This window comes from Clostridiaceae bacterium HFYG-1003 (assembly GCA_024579835.1).
In the GTDB taxonomy this organism is placed as follows: Bacteria; Bacillota; Clostridia; order Clostridiales; family Clostridiaceae; genus JG1575.
Genome location: CP102060.1, coordinates 1,271,928 through 1,293,731 on the forward strand (window position 1 = coordinate 1,271,928; position 21,804 = coordinate 1,293,731).

General features: G+C 50.6%; 16 protein-coding genes and 1 pseudogene. 3 read left to right on the forward strand and 14 right to left on the reverse strand.

The features are described 5' to 3' along the window. Window positions 1-9 precede the first annotated feature (9 nt). Both fdhD and NQU17_05840 read right to left on the reverse strand, forming a co-directional pair. Window positions 10-1,560, reverse strand: coding sequence for a formate dehydrogenase accessory sulfurtransferase FdhD (gene fdhD, locus NQU17_05835; protein ID UUM13080.1), 1,551 nt, complete (start codon window positions 1,558-1,560; stop codon window positions 10-12). A 13-nt stretch (window positions 1,561-1,573) separates the two neighbouring features. After that, a pseudogene (locus NQU17_05840) lies at window positions 1,574-2,056 on the reverse strand (MogA/MoaB family molybdenum cofactor biosynthesis protein). A 592-nt stretch (window positions 2,057-2,648) separates the two neighbouring features. Here NQU17_05840 and NQU17_05845 point away from each other — a divergent pair. Further along, window positions 2,649-3,986 (forward strand): MATE family efflux transporter, encoded by a 1,338-nt coding sequence (locus tag NQU17_05845; protein UUM13081.1) that lies wholly within the window; start codon window positions 2,649-2,651, stop codon window positions 3,984-3,986. Between the two features lie 352 nt (window positions 3,987-4,338). Continuing rightward, the gene (locus tag NQU17_05850; GenBank protein ID UUM13082.1) at window positions 4,339-5,328 is read left to right on the forward strand and encodes a hypothetical protein; all 990 of its coding nucleotides are present in this window, start codon (window positions 4,339-4,341) and stop codon (window positions 5,326-5,328) included. 159 nt (window positions 5,329-5,487) lie between these two features. On the opposite strand, the gene NQU17_05855 is transcribed toward NQU17_05850, so the two are convergent. The 10 genes from NQU17_05855 to NQU17_05900 all read right to left on the reverse strand — a co-directional run bounded on the left by NQU17_05855 (window position 5,488) and on the right by NQU17_05900 (window position 17,877). Then, window positions 5,488-5,808, reverse strand: a complete 321-nt coding sequence (locus NQU17_05855; protein ID UUM13468.1) for a putative heavy metal-binding protein — start codon at window positions 5,806-5,808, stop codon at window positions 5,488-5,490. Between the two features lie 298 nt (window positions 5,809-6,106). Then, entirely contained in the window at window positions 6,107-7,537 is a 1,431-nt protein-coding gene (purB, locus tag NQU17_05860) for an adenylosuccinate lyase (GenBank protein ID UUM13083.1), read from the reverse strand. A gap of 87 nt (window positions 7,538-7,624) precedes the next feature. Next, the gene (locus NQU17_05865) at window positions 7,625-7,885 is read right to left on the reverse strand and encodes an HPr family phosphocarrier protein (protein ID UUM13084.1); all 261 of its coding nucleotides are present in this window, start codon (window positions 7,883-7,885) and stop codon (window positions 7,625-7,627) included. Between the two features lie 102 nt (window positions 7,886-7,987). After that, the gene (locus NQU17_05870) at window positions 7,988-8,446 is read right to left on the reverse strand and encodes a PTS glucose transporter subunit IIA (GenBank protein UUM13085.1); all 459 of its coding nucleotides are present in this window, start codon (window positions 8,444-8,446) and stop codon (window positions 7,988-7,990) included. A gap of 3 nt (window positions 8,447-8,449) precedes the next feature. Further along, the gene (locus NQU17_05875; protein ID UUM13086.1) at window positions 8,450-9,649 is read right to left on the reverse strand and encodes a pyridoxal phosphate-dependent aminotransferase; all 1,200 of its coding nucleotides are present in this window, start codon (window positions 9,647-9,649) and stop codon (window positions 8,450-8,452) included. Window positions 9,650-9,795: 146 nt separating this feature from the next. Beyond that, complete coding sequence (locus NQU17_05880; GenBank protein ID UUM13087.1) at window positions 9,796-11,031, reverse strand: glycosyltransferase family 4 protein; 1,236 nt, start codon at window positions 11,029-11,031, stop codon at window positions 9,796-9,798. A 698-nt stretch (window positions 11,032-11,729) separates the two neighbouring features. Beyond that, the gene (gene rny, locus NQU17_05885; protein UUM13469.1) at window positions 11,730-13,289 is read right to left on the reverse strand and encodes a ribonuclease Y; all 1,560 of its coding nucleotides are present in this window, start codon (window positions 13,287-13,289) and stop codon (window positions 11,730-11,732) included. A 222-nt stretch (window positions 13,290-13,511) separates the two neighbouring features. Next, a complete protein-coding gene (recA, locus tag NQU17_05890) occupies window positions 13,512-14,603 on the reverse strand; it encodes a recombinase RecA (protein UUM13088.1) in 1,092 nt (363 codons plus the stop codon). A 125-nt stretch (window positions 14,604-14,728) separates the two neighbouring features. Beyond that, complete coding sequence (locus NQU17_05895) at window positions 14,729-15,805, reverse strand: tetratricopeptide repeat protein (protein ID UUM13089.1); 1,077 nt, start codon at window positions 15,803-15,805, stop codon at window positions 14,729-14,731. 344 nt (window positions 15,806-16,149) lie between these two features. Further along, window positions 16,150-17,877, reverse strand: a complete 1,728-nt coding sequence (locus tag NQU17_05900; protein ID UUM13090.1) for a phospho-sugar mutase — start codon at window positions 17,875-17,877, stop codon at window positions 16,150-16,152. 294 nt (window positions 17,878-18,171) lie between these two features. Between NQU17_05900 and NQU17_05905 the strand changes: the two genes are divergently transcribed. Next, window positions 18,172-19,632 (forward strand): aminotransferase class I/II-fold pyridoxal phosphate-dependent enzyme, encoded by a 1,461-nt coding sequence (locus tag NQU17_05905; protein ID UUM13091.1) that lies wholly within the window; start codon window positions 18,172-18,174, stop codon window positions 19,630-19,632. 181 nt (window positions 19,633-19,813) lie between these two features. On the opposite strand, the gene NQU17_05910 is transcribed toward NQU17_05905, so the two are convergent. Beyond that, entirely contained in the window at window positions 19,814-20,686 is an 873-nt protein-coding gene (locus NQU17_05910) for a bifunctional enoyl-CoA hydratase/phosphate acetyltransferase (GenBank protein ID UUM13470.1), read from the reverse strand. A 72-nt stretch (window positions 20,687-20,758) separates the two neighbouring features. Next, window positions 20,759-21,784 (reverse strand): alpha-hydroxy-acid oxidizing protein, encoded by a 1,026-nt coding sequence (locus NQU17_05915; protein UUM13092.1) that lies wholly within the window; start codon window positions 21,782-21,784, stop codon window positions 20,759-20,761. Between the last annotated feature and the right edge of the window lie 20 nt (window positions 21,785-21,804).

Consider the following 21,804-nt stretch of genomic DNA (forward strand, 5'->3'; position numbering starts at 1 on the left):
ATTTTCGATCTATGTCGAAGGGTTTCCTGGTGAGATCGTTCCCGATCCCGATTCCAGCCGGTGTCCTCCGTTCAGGTGATAGACATTGAGCCGATCCCCGCGGATAAATCCCATCATGGTCAGATTATGCTCCTTTGCCAGACGAATGGAGCGATCGGTGGGAGCCGCCCGGGAAAGCAGTGCACTCACTGGGGTTTTCAGGACTTTCATGGTCATTTCGGAAGCCATCCGGCCAGACAGAAGAATCAGGCAGGACGACAGGTCGCGACCGTCCCGCAGAGCCTGACCGATCAGCTTGTCCAATGCATTGTGTCGGCCGATGTCCTCCTGAAAAGCTACCATCGCATCGTTCTGGATCAAGGCGCAGGCATGGCTGCCGCCGGTTCGAGCAAACAAGGCCGAAGTATCCTGAAACGCCGCGGAGATCCGGGTAATGTGTTCCAGATTCAGTACCAACTCGACATCAGGGCGGGTCAGACTTCCGGCAAATGGCAGATCAGGCCGGGCAGAGCCGGATGTGGTAATGATCAGGTGGTTTGCCCTGTCCCGCGGAACTGTGTCCCGGAGATCAACGTCAAGATGAAGATGAATCCCAAGGTTATCCGCCCGCCGGATGGTGATCTGAGCAATTTGCGAAGCTGACTGAATCAGACCCTGGGCATACAGATTACCCGTGACCAGCTCCTCCAGGCAGCAAGGCGTCGCATACATGGTCTGAAGGTACTCTCCATTCAGGGAGACCGTCAGTTCCGCCTCCGTGATGACTTCATCCTCCAGTTCGGCCCGGGCCGACCCTTTGCAGCGTATGATCGGGACCGACTGAATCGGCGGAGCGATGGCTTCGGAGAGCTGACTCAGCTGCAATGCCAGCGGCTCGCTCTGTTCATGATATTGCCGCAGCTCCCGTTTGTCGTTGATGTTAAAAAAGATGTCCTTCTCCCCCGGTCTGGAAGGATACTCCAGATCAAGGAATTGATGACTGTCGATGAAACGGCGCAGTGAGCGCCGGGAGCTTTGGATGGACTGTTCCAGTTCCGGCAGCAGGTGGCGTCCGTAAAAGGCGCAGAAAGGCTCCGGTTCACCCGTCACCCGGTTGCGGTTGATCAGCCCGTCGGCACCGCTGGCCTGTGCCATAATAGCTTTCATGCGCCGGATATAGTCCGGATCAATGACCGGCATGTCACAGGCCAGTACCAGGGCATACGCTGATTCCGACGCTTCCAGGCCGGCATGTATGCCTGCCAGCGGACCGGCATCCCGGTACCGATCCGATACGATGGTCGTCCGCTCAATCAGCGGGACGGCCTCCAGTTCAGCCGGTTCATTGGAGACAACAATGACCTGAGGGAACAGCTCCAGTAAAATCGACAGATTCTTTTCCAGCAGGAACTGATCGTTCAGTTTCAGCAGCTGCTTGTCGAAGCCCATTCGCAAACTTCTGCCCCCGGCCAGAATAATGGCAGTATTAGTTGTGCTCATGGTGTTCATGGTGCTCATGGTGCTCAAGGTGTTCATGATGGTCATGATGGTCATGGTGTTCGTCGTCCTCATGATGGTCATGCGTTTCAGGGACTGCGCATTCTCCATCCCGCCCGGTTAAAATATCCAGCCCGTGGCGGAGCTGATCAATGACGCTTTCTAAATTTTCCCGGCAGGCTTTGGGCGAACCCGGCAGATTGATAATCAGGGTACTGTTGCGTAAAACAGACACCGCCCGGGAGAGCATGGCCCGTCGGGTGACTTTCATGCTGTCATAGCGCATGGCTTCGCTGATTCCCGGAACGTCCCGGGTCATCACTGATCGGGTCGCTTCCGGAGTGACATCCCTCAGCGAGAAACCGGTTCCGCCTGTTGTGAGGATCAGATCCAGACCCTGTTCATCCGCCATCTGTATCAGCTCGGACCGAATCTGGTCATACTCATCCGGGATCAGTCGGTAGGCCGCTACTTCGTAATTGTTCTTCTCCAGAATTTCCCGTATGACCTTCACGGAAAGATCTTCCCGTTCCCCGCGGGATCCTTTGTCGCTCATGGTTAATATGCCTGCTCGATACATGGTTACTTCCTCCAATGCTGGCTGATCATTATTTAATAGAATCTGCCGGACTGCGATCTGTTCCCGAATGCTGCCTCGCCGGGCTTCTGCCGGGTACGATTCTGCGATCGATGATGGAAACGATATGAGTCCAATGATTTTATTGTACACGAAATCCCTATTCGGTTGTATCCTTCCGAATAATCGTTGAACCCCCGGCTATTTCCGATCTAAGAAGGAAACCCTGACAATTTCCGATCAGAGGAGGAAGCGCTGGATGAACGAGATCCAGAGAAACCCCTGTCAATGGGCAGCCTGTCCTCGTGGTAGATCCGAACCATCCGGATATTCCACCGATTTTTGTATCCTCTCTCGCCAAATCTGTATTCTGTCCGGGCGTCAGAGGTGAAACGTCCATGCTATAGTGTTAATTGGCATTCCGGTGAAATGACTGAATTACTTTAGGTCTGCCAGAATTCTTCGGCTCTACGGGCTTTTGAAGAAAGCTGAGCAGAACGACAACCTCAAACAGGAAAGGGTAATATATATGTCCATCGATAAACCAGGTTCAGCCTCCGGGCTGACCAAATCCCAAATGATCCTGCAGGGTCCAATGTATCAGGTAATCTGGATGATCTCCCTGCCGCTGATTCTCAATAATTTAATTATGACATTCTATAACATGGCTGACGCGGTATTTGTCGGGCAGCTCGGCACCACAGAGTTTGCTGCGGTCTCCTTTGTCAATCCGGTCATGTTTCTGTTTCGATCCATCGGCCTGGGTATTCAGATCGCCGGCACTTCAATTCTGTCACAGCTGATTGGAAGGGACCGCATTCAGGAAGCGAAAGAGTATGCCTGGCATGTAATTCTGTTTACCGTGGGCATGGGTCTGATTCTTGGGCTGACCGGCTATCTGACCTCCCCCTGGATTATTTCCTTCATGGGCGGAACCGGCCGCTTTGGTGAACTGTCACTGGCATATCTTCGGTATATTTTTCTGGGTGTACCGCCTCAGATCATCTTCATGGGCTTTATGGCCATCATGAATGCGCAGGGCAATACCAAATCCACCACTCTGGTCAACTCGGCAGCAGCCCTGGCCAATGTCGTAATGGATCCGTTCTTCATTTTCAGCCGGATTCCGGTACTTGGTCTGCCCGGACTGGGCCTGGGTGTGGCAGGAGCCGCCCTGGCTACTTCTCTGGCTCATGTCTTCCTCATGATCCTTGGCTTTTACGTCATGCGCCGAACTTCCGTAACCCTTCCGATTGCCTTTCGCCATGTTTCCTTTGATCCCAAAAAGCTTAAAAAAATAGTAACGGTCGGTCTGCCCAGTGCGGCCGGACATTCCGGATCTGCCTTCGGCTTTATTCTGATGAACACCTTCATCGCCAAGTACGGTACCTCCCTGATGGCCGCTTTCAGCCTGATCAACCGGATGAATGACATGATCATGATGCCGGCCATGGGCATCGGCTCCGGACTGACATCCATCGTCGGTCAGAATATGGGCGCCGGCAATGAAGAACGCATTCGCGAAGGCTTCTTCAAAGCCATTCGTCTGTCCATGGCCATCAGTGTCGTCGGATCGATCCTCATCTTCCTGTTCCGCTATCAGCTCGTCTACTTTTTCACGCCCACTGCTGAGGCGCTGATGGTAGGCCAAAGCATGGAATACTTGCTGTACATTCTTCCCACCATCCCGCTGATGGGACTGTTCTCGATTTTCCAGGGACTGTTCCAGGGCTCTGGGCATACCAACCATTCCATGTTCATGGCCATTGGCCGGCTCTGGCTCATTCGCATACCTGCCATCCTGCTGCTGGATCATTTTACAGGGCTTGGCCAGCGCGGCATCTGGATCGCTATGAATCTGTCGAACATCGCAGTCATTGTCTATGGCTTCTGGGTCTACCGGAGCAATCGCTGGACCCGGCAGCTGGTGTAACTTGATGTTTCGCGGAAGTTTTTGAAATCCACTGCAGCTGCAGTGGATTTCTGTGCGTTCTCAGGAAAGAAATAAAAAAATCCAGTCATATTTACCTGAGCGTTAATAGATAATGATTTAACAATCGGAATTCATAAATTAACTGCCCCTCATTATCACCCTGACAATCGCGACAGATTGCGTCCTTCCTAGAGAAAAAACAAAATGTTGCAGTGGCGGACAATGTTTCTTATAATCAATTTAGAGTGGGGAAATATTGACAAATCTGCCAATGAAATGCCCACCTTTACTAAAGATTTATCAATGTCAGCAAGGAGAACTAATGATGTATATTCCTTCTCTTATCAGCTTTTTGATTTTTGTTGTAATCAGCATTTTTCTGGTACTGTCCTCTTTATTCAACGCCTTAGCGGTAGGATCCTACCTCTTCGCCGCGGTCCTTCTGGTGGTTTTAATCGGACTGATCTCCGGGCATCACCGGGAATACCAGCTGATCCTCGAAGAAGACAAGGAGCGCCTGAAAAAAGCTTCCTTTCAGCTGTTTGACCTCTTTGTCATTCTGTCCACACTGGGAGGTACACTGCTCACCTTTTTCCTGAACAACCATCTTCAGCTCGGCGGCGTCGTGGCTTCGGCCATGGTCGGACTGCTCGGTCCCCTGCTGGCACCCAAACTGCAGCGCGCCATTTTCTGCGGCTCCTTTGCCGGAATGGCCACATCCATGATTTTCACCAACATCTGGTGGGTTGGCCTGGCTGGATTCCTGTCCGGATTGCTGCTGGCCGCTTCGCGTGAGATCTATGATGGATTTGGCGGAAAACTAGGTGCAGCCGGATTCTTTGGAACCATCACAACCGCCCTCCTATCGGACCGGTTTATCTACAACAATCAGCTGGGCGACCTCAATCGCGATTACAATCTGGTATTCTACTTCATTCTGGGCGCTGTTTTCACCTATCACGTCAATAAGATAAACCGGACCGGAACCATTCTGGCTTCCTCCGGCGTTGGACTGATTGCCGGTCTGGTATTGCCCAGACTATACGGTCCCGTGGGCGCCAGCTATGCAGTCGCTGCCTTTTGCGGATCCTTTGTCGGCATGACGATCCTGGATCGTCTCTCCAATGAGTTTTATCTATATGTGGCCTCTCTGTTTGGTGGTGTAATCTTCCTCTATACCCAGATCAACTTTGTCGGTTTGGGCGGAAAACTCGGAACCACCGCCTTCGCTTCCGTTGTTGCCTGGTGGGGACTGCTCTTCCTGTATGATCAGGCCATCGATCCTGGCACAGGCGCCCGGCGCAGACGTCAGAAAAATAAATCACTGAATCCTTCTGTCTGATGGATCTCCTGAATCAGACCCCTTCCAGGGCGATCACGCGAATTATACAATCAAATTAGGAATCTGAAAGAAGAACAGACCTGAATCACCGATTCAGGTCTGTTCTTCTTTTCTTTTTCTCCTTGTAACCGGTGATTCCGGTTAAGGCCATGGATTGAACTATTCGATGAGCACTGCAGTGCCCGAAGCCGTAACCATAAGCATGCCGTTGTTTGCTCCCAGAACCTCATAATCAATGTCTACTCCGACGACCGCATTAGCTCCCAGATCCCTGGCCCGCTCTTCCATTTCGCGAAGCGCATTCACGCGGGCATCAATCAGTTCCTGTTCATAGGAACTGGAGCGTCCTCCGAAAATATTAGTCAGACCCGCGGCAAAGTCTTTAACAAAATTTACCCCGACGATCACTTCACCAAATACAATCTGCTTGTACTCGACGATTTTCTTGCCTTCAATGGAAGGAGTCGTACTGACGATCATTTCATCCATCTCCCTGAATATCTTATTTTTCATGCGGCGTTGGGCCATATCTGTACCTTCGCCTGATTTCATTGTAAGTCCTAGTTTTTAATAAAATGTGAACTCAAGCCGGCTTTGAGCTCTTGATCCGACCCGATTCGATATCTGACTGTTTTCCACAAGGAAAACGAGTCAGCCTCAAACCGCAGATTTGAGGCTGACTCGCTGATCGGCTTCGACCATGAGCTCCGGCCCATGGAAGCCGATTCTCAGAGTGGATGCTCCGTCAATGGATCCTGATTCAATTTCGTATTGATTCCTATACTCTGATGTCGGTCGCTTCGTCGGTTTCTTCAAATTGTGCCAGAATCGGATGGACTTCCTGCCGGATCATTTCGACCACCTGAGACGGAGCGCGGCCGATGAACTGGCTGGGATCCATGATCTGATCCAGACCGGCCTGATCGAGCCCGAAAGCGGGATCGTTCAGCAGGCGAGTCAGCAGATCGTTGTCCTTGCCTTCTTCCTTGACGACGCGGGCGGCTGCCATAGAATGCTCCCGAATCCGTTCATGAAGTTCCTGCCGGTCTCCGCCCTGCTTGACGGCTGCCATCAGGATATTCTCTGTGGCCATGAAGGGAAGCTCAGACATGATGCGCCGCTGAATCTGCTTCTCGTAGACCACCATACCCTCTGTGATGTTCTGATACAGGCTTAATACGCCATCCAGCGCCAGGAAAGCTTCCGGAACGGATACCCGCTTATTGGCCGAATCATCCAGGGTCCGCTCAAACCACTGGGTGGAGGCCGTGATCGCTGGATTCAGGGAATTAATGATGATATAGCGGGCAAGCGACCCCATGCGTTCTGACCGCATTGGATTGCGTTTGTAGGCCATAGCGGATGATCCGATCTGATTCTTTTCAAAGGGTTCTTCCATTTCTTTCAGATTCTGCAGCAGCCTCAGGTCATTGCTGAACTTATAGGCGCTCTGCGCGACGACTGAGAGTGTATTGAGCAGGATGGAATCCAGTTTCCGGGGGTAGGTCTGTCCGGTCACGGCAAAGGGCTTGAAACCGAATTTTTCGGAAACCTTCTGATCCAGCAGGCGGACTTTTTCCTCGTCTCCGTCAAACAGCGCCATGAAACTGGCCTGAGTTCCCGTTGTGCCTTTCACGCCGCGGAATTTCATGATGGACAGGGCATGCTCAACCTCTTCAAAATCCATGACCAGATCCTGAAGCCAGAGAGAAGCCCGTTTTCCCACGGTTGTCAGTTGGGCCGGCTGGTAATGGGTAAAGCCCAGAGTCGGCAGATCCTTCGTTTCCAAAGCAAAGCGCTTCAGGTTGCGAATGACAGCCACGAGCTTGCGCCGGATCAGCAGCATGGCTTCACGCATGACGATCAGATCCGTGTTGTCTCCAACGTAGCAGCTGGTTGCCCCCAGATGGATGATGCCCCGTGCTTTCTCTGCCTGCAGCCCGAATGCGTGAACATGGCTCATGACATCATGGCGCACTTCCTTTTCACGTGCTTCGGCCGCTTCGTAATTAATATCGTCCAGATGGGCGCGCAAATTTTCCAGCTGTTCCCCAGTGATCGGCAGCCCCAGCTCGGATTCTGCTTCAGCCAGTGCCAGCCAGAGTCTGCGCCATGTTTTAAATTTATATTCCTCGCTGAACAGATAGCTCATCGCATCTCCGGAATATCTCTTCGTCAGGGGACTGTTGTACTGAGTTCGTTTTTCCATGATATCCTCTCCCGCTAAAAAACCCTGTACCAGTTATACAGGGTTTAAAAATTGATTGATTTAGTTATTCTGATCGCAGCAAGCGGTCTATTCTTCCAGATTTTCGATGAGCGAGGCCAGCTCTTCAGCTGCTTTTTCCTCATCTTCACCGCTGGTTACAACCTTGATGATGGATCCTTTTACCACACCAAGTGATAAAACGCCAATCAGGCTTTTCACGTTTGCTTTTTTGCCATTGAATTCAATGCTTACATCTGATTTATAGGTAGATGCCCTTTTCACCAGCAATGTCGCTGGTCTAGCATGTAATCCAGTGGGGTTTTTGACTGTTACTTCTTTTGTAATCACACTTTCACCTCATTCTCACTGGTTAATATAACCTCAGTATACACTAATTGAAAAAAGCATTGCAATGCATTATTCTGCTTTAAGAAATGTTTAATCAAAAGCTTACTTCAAGTGTATTTCCATAAATTTCTGGAATGAATCCGTCACTGAAAAATCGATATTCACATGACTGACTCCGGTCCGATTGGAAATGATGATGGGTGTCGTGATATCAGCATGGTTGGAAACGTAGTCGCGATCCATATAGATCAGCTTATCGCCCAGGGTCACATGATCGCCAACCCGAACATAGGAGGAGAAACCGCGCCCCCCGAGTTTGTCGGCGTTGATGGCACAGTGAATCAGGATGGTAAGTTCCGGTGTGATCGAGATCCCTACGGTGTTGAAGTTCTCCCCGACCAGGACGACCTCTCCTGAAACAGGAGAGTAAAAAATATCCTCTTCCGGCAGGATGGCGACACCCAGTCCGTCGACGGTTTCGTCCGCCAGGTAATTGTTGACTTCATTCAGTGGGATTAACTCGCCCCGTACAGGCATATAGAGATCCACTTTTCTCGCCATAAATTACTCCTTGTGCATTGCTGCAATGAAATCCCGGACTCTGGTCATTCCCTTCCTGATATTTTCTTTGGACGTTGCATAGGATAAGCGAATAAACCCTTCGATCCCGAAGCCTTCGCCGGGGACAACGGCAACCAGTTGATCTGACAGCAGCTGATCCGAGAAATCCATGGCATTGCTGATGAGTGTTCCCTTATACGTGCGTCCGAACAGTTGATGGACATCCATCATGACATAGAACGCGCCCTCCGGCTTAATGCAGGTTACTTCCGGAATTTCTTCGATGAGGCTGACCAGGAGATCCCGCCGGGCTTCGAACTCTTCCTTCATCTCAGCAACAAAGCTCTGATCTCCGGCAATGGCTTCCAGTGAAGCGTACTGTGCAATGGAGCAGGGATTGGAGGTCATGTGGCTCTGAATGGAGGACATCTGCTTGACCAGGCCGGTCGGTCCGGCCAGATAGCCAATGCGCCAGCCAGTCATGGCATACGCCTTGCTGACCCCGTTGACGACGATGGTGCGGTCAAAAGCGTCCTGTGACACGGCAGCGATGGATTCATGCCTGATTCCGCCATAGATGAGCTTCTCATAGATTTCATCGCTGATGATGATCAGGTTATGTGCTTTGCATACTTGTGCGATGGCCGCAAGTTCTTCCCGGCTGTAGATGGTACCGGACGGATTGTTCGGACTGTTGATGATCAGAATCTTTGACCGCGGCGTGATGTGCTGTTCGATCAGCTCCGGTGTCATTTTATACTGATTGTCCGGAGATCCGTTCAAGTAGACCGGAACACCGCCTGCCAGCTTGACCAGTTCCGGGTAGCTGACCCAGTATGGCACGGCCATAAGAACTTCATCGCCATCATCCACCAGCGCCAGCATGGCATTGGCCAGACTCTGCTTAGCTCCGGTTGATACCAGGATCTGAGCGGGCTCATAGACCAGCCCGTTGTCATCACGGAATTTCTTGACGATGGCTTGCTTAAGCTCATTGATGCCCGGAGTCGGAGTGTATTTCGTCTTGCCTTCATACATGGCCTTAATGGCAGCCTGGATGATGTGGTCCGGTGTATTGAAATCCGGTTCTCCCGCGCCAAAACCGATAACGTCCTTGCCTTCCTGTTTCAACTGGCCGGCTTTCGCCGTGATCTGCAATGTGACGGATGGGGTAATCTGGGATACCCGTTCTGCATATTTCATGTCTTTTTGAACTCTCCTTCGATTTGTCGATCTGTTGATTTAAATATAACACAGTTCCTGACCGCTGGGCCGAATCCCCATGAAACAATCAATTTACTCCAATAATTCCCTTGTACCGACATAACATTTTTAAGATCCACGCAATTTTATTGACCATTTATCAATTCCTCCAGAACCCCTTCCATTCGCTGAGCCAGCCCCCTCCAGGACAAACTTGCCAGGTCAGATTCGCCAGCGGACGAGAGTCCTTCTGCCAAATCCACAATCGAGTGGGCAATGGACTGAACGAACTGTTCTCTGCCTGACTCGGTGGGTTCATCCAGACGCTTCATCGCTGGCCGGTCGATCAGGCTCACCCGATCTGAAAATGGCTCGAGCCATTGGGCGTAGCCCGGCAAATGGGTCACGGCCACCGCCAGTCCGCAGGCCAGCGCTTCGGGAACGACCAGTGGCATCCCCTCATAATAGGAGGGAAGCACAAAGAGGTGACTGGTCCGGTAAATTCGGGCTATTTCCTCCTGCCGGAGCTGCCCTGTCAGAGTCACCGGATAAGTCTGAGACGCGGCACTCGCTTCAATCTGCGCAGTCTCTAACGGATCTGCCCCCGAACCGATCAGGGTGAGTGTCAGCGGATGGTTCGAATGAACGATGGCACAGGCTGCCAAAAGCTCCGGAACCCCCTTGGCCCGGGACAGTTTTCCGGTATAAACAATCCGAAGCGGGGACTCAGGCAGATCAGGCAAGCGGCCGATCCGGTTGAAGATTGAATCATTGTAGCCCGATCCCAGAATTCGGATTCGCTCAGGTAAAACGCCCAGTAAATCCGTGATCACCTCAGCTTGCTCCGCGTGAGTGGATATCACCCGATCCAGCAATTGGACCCCCGCCTGGATCTCCGGATGCCAGGAAGCCGTGTTTTCAAATTGACGCAGCTCAGACCCGTGACAGATCCCGATCAGAGGAAGATCGGCACCTGTGGGCTGCCGCCGGATCCAGGCCGCTGTGCGGGCCGTTAGCAAATACAGATGTTCCAGGATCACCGCATCCGGAGCAAACTCTGCCAAGGCTTTGTCGATCTTCCGAAAAAATTCCCGCACCAGAGAATCTGCATCTTCCTCACTCAGCTTGGAATAGAGCGTACTGCGATAAGGCATGACATCACTCATTCCTGGTACTGGGAACGGCAATGACTGTGACTCAAAGAGGACCGGATCCACTAGGGCTGGATGATCCATCTGCGGCAGTTGGACCGTATCCCCCTGATTCAGTCCGCAAATCAGGTACTGGTCATGTCTTTGCCCCAGTGCAGTCATAATTCCAGTCAGATATACCCCGGAACCGGTAGCAAATGGTTTTTGTGTAATAATATGCAAAATACGCATCACATTCCTCCTCATCGCTTCCATTCAGAAGCAGCCGGCATTCGTTCCCTCCGGGTAGACCATCGGTCGGAAATTCCCGGATTATTTGTGACAGACCTAATATTATCTAAATGACAGGTGAACTGCCCGGGCAGAGTCAAATTATCCTTTATCCCCTGTGCCTGGCAGTATTATGACACAAACTAGAGTAATATTCTTTTTCCACCTGCCGAGCAAAACTTTTCCAACGGTCGGGAAACTATTAATTTCCGTGAACCGATAATATTCAATTTCATTATAACTGAACAGAAGAATCACTGGCTCAAGTTTCTCCCCACTGTCTGCACAAAGAACTGGAATCTAAATGATGGGATATTTAGACTTTTACGGTTTTTTTACTGAGTCTGTCGAAAACAGTTTTATATCATCAAACACTGTCCTGGTATCGGTGCAGGACGAAAAACGAGTGATTATCATGAGAATAACCAATAGTACAATTGCTGCTTTTTTCATGGCAAGTTCCCTTCGTTCATAAGAGCAGGATGTGGGGTCCGATTGATCGTAAAAACATGTGGGGAAAATTTTAAATCGTCTTTCATCGACCCCATATATGAAATTACATCATCAATGGCCATTCAGTTTCATACTTAATGAACACACTTGACTGTCAGTGTGTTCTGCATACTAAAAAAAGGACACTTTCGTGTCCTTCCCTTAAACTATTTAGCGTAATCGATCGCTCTCGTCTCACGAATGACGTTGATCTTTATCTGGCCCGGGTAATCCAGTTCCTGTTCTACCCGCTTGACGATATCTTTCGCCATCTGTGTTGCGCCCAGATCATCAACGATTTCCGGTTTGACTACGATTCTGATTTCTCTTCCAGCCTGGATTGCATAAGATTTCTCCACGCCTTCGTATGAATTTGCAATTTCTTCTAATTTTTCAAGTCTTCTGATGTAGGTCTCCAGAGTCTCACGTCTGGCGCCTGGTCTAGCGGCAGAAATCGCGTCTGCTGCCTGGACTAAAACGGCTTCCAGGTTTTCCATTTCCAGATCCCCGTGATGTGCACCGATGGCATTCACCACCGCAGGTGGTTCATGGTACTTCTTGGCTAACTCCGCTCCAATCATGGCATGCGATCCTTCGACTTCATGATCTACGGCTTTTCCAATGTCATGGAGCAGTCCGGCCCGTTTTGCAACGGTGGGATCCAATCCAAGCTCAGTTGCCATGAGACCGCACAGCTTGGACACTTCGATGGAGTGTTTCAGCACGTTCTGGCCATAGCTGGTGCGGAACTTGAGGCGTCCGACCAATTTCTGCAGTTCCGGATGAAGGTTATGGATGCCTGTTTCAAAAGCAGCCTGTTCGCCTTCTTCCTTGATTCCATTTTCAACATCCTTCTTGGACTTTTCTACCATTTCTTCGATGCGGGCGGGATGGATTCGTCCGTCCACAATCAGTTTTTCCAGAGCGTTCTTGGCCACTTCTCTCCGAATCGGATCAAAGCTGGACAGAATGACTGCTTCCGGAGTGTCATCAATAATCAGATCGACACCGGTAAGGGTTTCCAGGGTACGAATGTTGCGTCCTTCGCGGCCGATGATCCGGCCTTTCATTTCATCATTGGGAAGCGATACCACATGAACAGTAGTTTCCGATACATGATCGGAAGCACAGCGCTGAATCGACTGCGTGATGATTTCTCGAGCACGCCGATCGCCTTCTTCTCTGGCTCTGGTCTCAATTTCCTTTACGAGGATGGCGGCTTCATGCTTCGCGCTCTGGCTGATTTCATCCAGCAGCACGCGTTTTGCTTCATCTGAGGTGTAGCCGGATACGCGCTCCAGTTCAGTCTTCCTTAACTGGTGCAGATCATCCGCCTGCTTTTCCTTTTCCTGTATGTCGTTGAGCTTGCGATTTAACGTCTCTTCCTTCTTCTCGATGTTATCGATTTTGCGGTCGAGCGTCTCTTCCTTCTGAATGGTACGTTTTTCCAACCGTGCGATCTCAGAACGGCGTTCTTTGATTTCCCGGTCTAATTCGATTCGAAGCCTGTGATTTTCGTCCTTAGCCTCAAGCAAGGCTTCTTTCTTGAGACTTTCTGCTTTTTCTTTCGCGGCTGAGAGTTCAGACTCGATCTTCAAGTCTGTTTCTTTCAGCTTGCTTTCGGTTTCTTTCAGTTTATTTTTAGAAACGATCCCCGAATAGACGACCGCTCCAAGGGCGACAGCCAATAATACGGCAGTAAGGATGACGTCTCCTCCGATGGCCATAATTGGTGTCACGAATATGCCTTCCATTGTGTATCCTCCAACATTGTATTTTGATTACGATGTGGGAAAACCCGCAATATCAGACTGGCAGTGCTAAATTAGTTCTATTCCATTTTACTAGAATGAATGTTTGAAGTCAATAAACACAGGAAAAGCAACAGGACGTCAGAACCCGCATAATCACTGGTTTTTCTTCCGTCCTGTTGCTTTCAATCGGTTAATTTATTTCACAGTCTTCGCTTTGTCAGCTTTTGCCGGCTTTTCTTCAGGACTCATCTCCGAGCCGGAAGTTTCTCCAGGCAAATCACTTCCCTTCAACAAGGGCAGATTATGCTTTTCCCGGATCTTGTTTTCCAAAACCAGCGCCAGCTCAGGACTCTCTCTGAGGTAATTTTTCGCATTCTCACGACCCTGCCCCAGTCTGGTTTCTCCATAATAGAACCAGGCGCCGGATTTACCAACAATATCTTCTTTGACACCGACATCGATGATATTGCCTTCTCTGGAGATCCCGCCATAGTACATGATGTCGAACTCTGCCTGCCGGAATGGAGGGGCAACCTTGTTTTTGGTCACTTTGATCCGGGTCCGGCTGCCCATAAACTCATCTCCGGTTTTAATCGTATCAGTACGACGCACGTCCAGACGAACGGATGCGTAGAATTTAAGTGCCCGACCACCCGGCGTTACTTCCGGATTTCCAAACATAATGCCGACCTTCTCTCGCAGCTGGTTGATAAACACCACGCAGCACCGGCTCTTGCTGATGGATGCCGTCAGTTTGCGCAGGGCCTGGGACATGAGTCTGGCCTGCAGGCCGACGTGGGAATCACCCATTTCTCCTTCAATTTCCGCCCGCGGTACCAGGGCAGCGACGGAGTCTACTACGACAATATCCACAGCGTTAGAACGAACCAGGGCTTCTGTGATCTCCAGGGCCTGTTCACCGGTATCCGGCTGGGACACGATGAGGTTGTCGATATCAACGCCGATTACTCTAGCGTATTGCGGATCCAATGCATGTTCCGCATCAATGAAGGCAGCAATGCCTCCGAGTTTCTGGGCTTCTGCCACCATGTGCAGAGCAACCGTGGTTTTTCCGGAGGATTCCGGACCGTAGACTTCAATGATCCGGCCTCTGGGAATGCCGCCGATTCCCAGCGCAATGTCGAGGTCAAGGCATCCGGTGGGGATGGATTCGACGTTCATCTTCGCGTCATCCCCCAGCTTCATGATGGAACCCTTTCCGAATTGTTTTTCTATTTGGCCCATGGCCGCTTCAATTGCTTTCAGCTTATCTGCGTTTACTGGCATAGTAACTCCTCTCATAAGAACGTTTGTTCTATTTCATTATATGGGATTGATCGGACAAAATCAATCAATTGCCAAAGTAATTATGGCGATGTCACGATTTGATTATACACTTTGATGGGACAGAATCAGACGCCTTCCACGTAAGCCTGACGAATCCTTTGAAGGATTTCATCTTCCGGGGCGATCTCTTCCGCCCGTCGAAACAGTTCCAGCGCCTCCTCGGTCTCCCCCAGATGGAACAGACTGATCATCAGGTTGGTCATCGGCTCCAATTCCCTGGTGGCATCGAATACCGCTTTAAAATAATCCCGGGCTGTGCCAAAGTCTTCCATCAGTGCGTAATTCAGGCCCAATTCATTCAGGACGTCAAAATAGCCGGGATCAAGGCTCTGTGCTTCTTCCAGATAGAAAATGGCCTTTTCATGATTGCCCAGCAATCGATAGCAGACGGCAATGGCAAAGATAAGCCGAGGATTGGTCTGTTCCCGGGGATAAAGCTCCAGCAGTGTTTCCAAACTGCCCCGGGGATCCTCCTGGATATTCCGGTAGGCATCTTCCGCCCGGGTGTTTCGCTCCAGCTCTTCAATTCGAAGCAAAACCGCGCTTGTGGCTTCTCCCCCTTTTTCCAGATAGCTTTTCAGGGCGGTCAGAGCCTGTACTTCATTTCCCCGGGCATTTTCCAGCGAGCCTCTGATCAGATAACCATTGGCATTTCCATTGACAATGGCCTCTTCGCAGCATTGCAGAACTTCAGTCATCCACGCCGGATCCGCCAGTGCCAGTTCCTCGCCGGTGGAAAGCAGAATATTCTCCGTTTCTTCATCTCCGCTGACTTCATACAATCCTTTCAGGAGAAGATAACTGTCCATGCGTTTCTCCTGCTCGAAAAGCTGAGCGATTTTCTTTTTCAGAATCTGCTCGGTTCCTTGAAAGCCTTTCAGCATTGCCCGATAATCCGCGGCGTACTTAAAATCCGGATCGATCGCCAGCGCAAACGCCATGCCGATGATAAACTCGGCGACCGGCAAATCCTTGGGGACCTCATTATTCGTAATTTTCTGCACTAAGAACTCCGGATTGACCGGAACATACAATTCATCCGTTTCGTTGATCAGCTGTTTCACTGAAAAAATTTCTGCGGCCTTGTCCCGGTTAAATTCCAGGAATAAAAGCGAATTCAGCCGTTCTTTCTGCTGTTCCATTCTCCACCTCTTTATTAGCCTCGATCCCTGTTGGATCGGAAAATCTCAATCATTGATAAAACTGGGCCGCAAGCGGTCCAGTTTTATCATATCACATTTTATCTCTCGCTCTGCCCCTGGGGCAATGACCGCTGACAAGCACTTCGTTCTCCGGGCAGATTGCGTCAGCTGCTTCTCATAGTCGCCCACTGCAACACATAAAACGAAGAGAGGAAAAAGACCAAATCAGGAACCGAACCGGAGTTCAGCTCACTCAAAGATCAGTCAGCTTTAACTGTCAGTCTGGTCTGTCGCACTGCCTCTTTTGTCGGACCGTCCGATTCGGCGGGCCGGCACATCAGTAATCAGGACCCAAAGGATGCCTGAACCAGTTCCTCTACTCGAGCGGTGAAATCAGTCAGCCGTTGCTGGGCATCTTCAAGCGATGTGCCTCGTACGGCGACATAGGCCTTCATTTTCGGCTCGGTACCGGAGGGCCGAATGACAAACCAGGAGTCATCCGCCAGCATGAACTTGATGACATTGGAGGGCGGCAGCGTCAGTTCTCTGACTGTACCGTCTGCCAGCATTTCTTTTGACGTGAGAAAATCCTGTTTGCTCACGACCTGGATGCCGCCCAGCTCTTTCAAATCAAGCGTGCGGAAATAATCAAGAGATGCCCGAATTTCTTCCGAGCCTTCCTTGCCTTTTCTGGTATAGGACATCAGTCCTTCTCGGAAATAACCGAATTCCTCATAGACATCCATGAGAGCATCGTAGAGCGTCATGCCCTTCGATTTGTAATACAAGGCCATTTCGCATACCATCATAGCGGTTACAACGGCATCCTTGTCGCGGGTATAGGTTCCCAGCGAATAACCAAAGGACTCCTCAAATCCAAAAATGAACTGATGGGATTTCGTTTCAAGGAATTCTTCGATTTTTTCTCCGATATACTTAAATCCGGTCAGGACATCCATCACTTCAACCCCATACTTGGCAGCGATGCGCCGGACGCTTTCCGTGGTGACGATGGTCTTGATCACCACTCCGTGGTCGGGCAGCCGGCCTTCTTCGCTCAATGCTTTCAGCATGTAGCTGGTGATCAGCATGCCGGTCTGATTGCCGGACAGGACCCGTGTGTTGCCATCCTTTTCGATAACCACTACGCCAAGCCGGTCCGCATCCGGATCCGTACCGAATATGAGATCCGCATTAATGGTTTCATTCATCTTCAAGGCCAGCTCAAAGACCGCCGGGTTTTCCGGATTCGGATACGGCGCCGTGGGAAAGCGGCCGTCGGGCAGCTCCTGTTCCGGCACGACATGGACCTGGGAGTAGCCCAGCTCAGACAGAATTGTCCGCACCGGGACATTGCCCGAACCATGCAGCGGGGTATAAATAACTTTCAGCTCGCCCGCCCGATCCTGAATTAAATCTTTCTTGATGCACAGCGTTTTGATGGATTCATAATACGCCCGGTCTACTTTTTCACCCACGATTTCGATGCTTTGATCCGCCAGAGCCGTGTCGAAGTCTTTGACCTGAATCTCCCCGTAGGAAGATACTCCTTCAATCTCTGCCAGGATTGCGGCAGCTTCTTCATCCGTGACCTGTCCGCCATAGGAGCTGTAGACCTTATATCCGTTATATTCGGCCGGATTATGCGAAGCCGTGATGACAATTCCTGAATCACAGCCCAGGTATCGGATGGCAAAGGACAGCAGCGGCACAGGCCGCAGCGAATCAAACAAATAAACCTTATGCCCCTGATGAGCCAGAATCTGCGCCGAGATCCGGGCAAACTCGGTGGATTTGATCCGGGAATCATACCCAATGACAATCCTGGCCTGACCATTCTGTCTGGTTAAATACCGGGCGAGTCCGAGCGTTGCTTTGCCCACAGTATGTTCATTGATCCGGTTGGTTCCGGCTCCGCGTACGCCACGCAGTCCGGCAGTGCCAAATTCCAGTTCCCGGTAGAACCGGTCCTCGATCTCTTTTTCATCGGTAAGAGTACTGAGTTCTTCCCGATATTCCGCTCCGATGGCCTCATCGCTGAGCCAGGATTCATATTTTTTCCGATATTCCATGGATATTCCCCCTGTCAAATCATCGATTGGTTGCTTTTCAATTATCTTTCATTCATTATACCTGTTTTTTATCGAACCGCTCCGAAACCAGCTTCCTTTTAAAGAACTTTTTACACCTGCCGCTGAAAAATCGCTTAAAATTAAATCCATTGAATTCAATGGATTTATCAAGTAGAATAAATACGTTCACCCGCAGAACCTGTGCGGCTCTGGCAAACATCGCTTTCTCCGCCTGGGCGGTCTGAAGCGGTGGTATGGCCAACTATTTATAGATTAAAGGAAGGTGGCGACCAGGTGTATAAGCTCAACCAAGATGAGACACCGCTATTTGATGCTCTGATGGAGTATGTTGCCAGGGATACGATTCCCTTTCACGTCCCGGGGCATAAAAAGGGCCAGGGAATCGATGCTGAATTCAAAAAGTTCATAGGGGAAAACCCGTTCAAAATAGACGTTACGGTATTCAAGCTGGTGGATTCGCTGCATCATCCCACCGGTCCCATTAAAGAAGCTCAGGCCCTGGCTGCTGACGCCTATGGTTCGGATGCGACATTCTTTTCGATCCACGGAACATCCGGTGCCATCCAGGCCATGATTATGTCCGTCGTGGGAGCCGGCGATACCATCATCGTCCCCCGCAATGTACATAAGTCAGTCACTGCCGGCATCATTCTTTCCGGTGCCGTGCCCGTCTACATGCAGCCGGAACTGGATAAAAACCTCGGCATTGCCAATGGCGTTCTGCCCGAAACGGTAGAAGAGACCCTGAAGGAAAATCCTCATGCCAAAGCTGTCCTGATCATCAATCCCACCTATTACGGCGTATCCACGGACCTGAAACGGATCGCTGAGATTGTACACAGCTATGACATTCCGCTGATTGTGGATGAAGCCCACGGACCGCACCTTAAGTTCAATGAGAAGCTGCCCATGAGTGCAATGGAAGCGGGAGCAGATCTTTGCTCCCAGTCCACTCATAAGATCATTGGCGCCATGACTCAGGGATCACTCCTTCATGTCCGAACCAAGTATGTTGACATTGCCCGCGTACAGCAGATCATGAACTTGCTGCAGACCACTTCCCCTTCCTATATCCTGATGGCATCGTTGGATACCTCCCGCCGTCAAATTGCTCTGGAGGGCAAGGAACTGCTGGATCAGGCAATCCAACTGGCCGGTTATGTCCGACAGGAAATCAACAAGATTCCCGGCTTTTACTGTTACGGTGAAGAACTTCTCGGTCAGCCCGGTGTCTATGCCATCGATCCCACCAAAATCTGCATCACCTGCCGTGATCTTGGCATCACCGGCTTTGACCTGGATATGATCCTCTCCAACAAGTATCACATCCAGATGGAACTGTCTGACCTGTATAACGTTCTGGCCGTCGGCTCCTTCGGCGATACCCGGGAGAATATGGATAAACTGCTCGACGCGCTGCGCGAGATCTCCAAAGAATACATAAACGAAAATACCCGCAAGGCAGACTTCCTGGATATCCCGCCCATCCCCAAACAGGTCCTGATTCCCAGAGAAGCGTTCAATGGCAACAAGACCTCGGTTCCGCTCAAGGAATCCGTGGGTGAAGTATCCGGAGAATTCCTGATGGCCTATCCGCCGGGAATCCCAATCCTTTGCCCCGGAGAAGTCATCACAGAAGAAATTGTCAACTACGTCGAAGATCTGAAGAAAACCGGACTCTACGTCCAAGGCACGGAAGATCCCAAGGTGGAAAATATCCTTGTCGTAGTTTAACCAGACGAAGGTGGCCAGCAGGTGATTCCATATTCCATAAGCCTGCACTGGTCTAAAACAATGATCAATAACAGAAGATCTGCCGGATTTCCTTAAAATCCGGCAGATCTTCTGTTCATTTTTACAATGTGTTTGATGTTGCTGCGTGTCGGTTTGTCTGGACGGTGGGCTTGGGGAACGCCTACTTGGTATCCTGGCTGACCAGAGCGCCCAGCAGGATGGAATACAGTTTTGCTTCGGCGCTGTCGGCCCGGGAAACGAGCAGAACAGGAACCTTGGCACCCATGATGATTCCGGCATTTACCGCATTGGCAAAGTAGCTCAGGGTTTTGCCCATGATATTGCCGGCCTCGATGGTCGGTACCAAGATGATGTCGGCATCGCCGGCAACTTCACCGGTAATCCCCTTATGCGCGGCCGCTTCCTTGGATATTGCATTGTCCAATGCCAAGGGACCCTGAACAACACAGCCGGTCAATTCACCGGCTTTATTCATATCTTCCAATGCTCTGGCATCCACTGTGCAGGGCATTTTCTCATTGACCTTCTCCACTGCGCAGACACAGGCTGCCTTAGGACATTCAATCTCAAGCTTATGAGCAACCTGAACCGCATTCCGGAGAATTTCCACCTTCTGTTCCAGTGTCGGATAGGCGACCATTCCGCCGTCAGTTGTCAGCAGTAGTTTGTGGTAGGTTGGAATATCATAGATCATTACATGAGACAGAACGGGTGAACGACGCAGATCAAATTCTTTATTCAGAACTTCTTTCAGCAATGTTTTGGTTTCTAAAAGCCCTTTCAGAATCATGTCCGCCCTACCCTCATCAGCAGCCTGACAGGCCAGGTGAGCCGACTCCTCCGGAGTCGCGGCTGCCACAACTTCAATCTCTGTCTCTGAACCCAGCAGCTCCCGAATCTTCTGTTCGTCTCCAAACAGGATTGGTCTGACCAATCCCAGCTTTTTCGCTGCTACAACCGCCTCGATCACCGGTTCGTCCTCGGCGGCAGCTACGGCTAAAACCGCCGGGCGGCTCAGCTTGACCTCTTTCATCTGTTCAAATCTTGTAATCAAACAGGATCTCCTTCCCTCTTTGTTATGTATTTCTGCCTGTAATTTCCAATATTAATTATTATGTAAATGTATCTTTTCGGATGTGATCTCCTGAAGGTTGGCTGCCCCCGTCAGAAGCATGGTGCTCTTTAACTCCGCTTTCAGCTTTTCCACATACAGGGCAACACCGTCCCGACCGCCGCCAAACGCGTAGGTAACAAAGGGACGGCCAATCAGGACCGCATCCGCGCCCAGAGCGAGCATCTTAAAGACATCCACTCCGTCCCGAATTCCGCCATCGACAAGGATGGTCAGCTTGCCTTTCAGCTTGCTGGCGATTTCCGGAAGCACCTCGGCTGTTCCCCGGGCGCAGTCGAGTACCCGTCCCCCGTGGTTGGACACGACGATGGCATCCGCTCCGGCCTTGTAGCAGGCAATGGCATCCTCCACCGTCATAATGCCCTTAATGATGAACGGCATGCGGGAAGCTTTTTTGATTTCCCGGATCTCCGCCTCTGATTTAGGATACACTCCCATTCCATTTTTATTCATGAATACCAGCCCGCATCCATCCAGATCCGTGCCAAAGGCTGGAGTCAGTTCCGGATTGAGCATGCTCATGCGGCTTTTCAGCTCTTCGTTGAGCCAGGGTTTAATGAACACCAGTCCCTTATGATTCAATTCATTTAACGTGTGGATACCTTCCATCAAGAGATTCTTGGTTTCGCCATCCCCCAGCGATGGCAGAATATTCGCCAGATGACAGCCTTCAATGAGCTCCCGGATAAATTCCGGCTCGGTCATCTTGCCCCCCATATTATATTGAGTTCCTGTCATGGGTGCCGCTATCACAGGAAGAGACATCGTTTCTCCGAAGATCTGACAGCTCAGATCGGGATCTTTCACTCCATGGACCACTTTCATGTTTAAGCTGATTTTCTTGATCGCGTCATAATTATTCATAAAAGCCCGTCCGGTTCCTTTACCACCCATGCCAGGCACTTCACCGCGGCAGGCAACCCCGTTGCATTCGGGACAGACCCGGCAGAAAGGTTTCAGCAGTTCTCTGGCTTTGGTTCTGATTTCCTGATGATTCATAGTTCCTCCCTGACCAGACA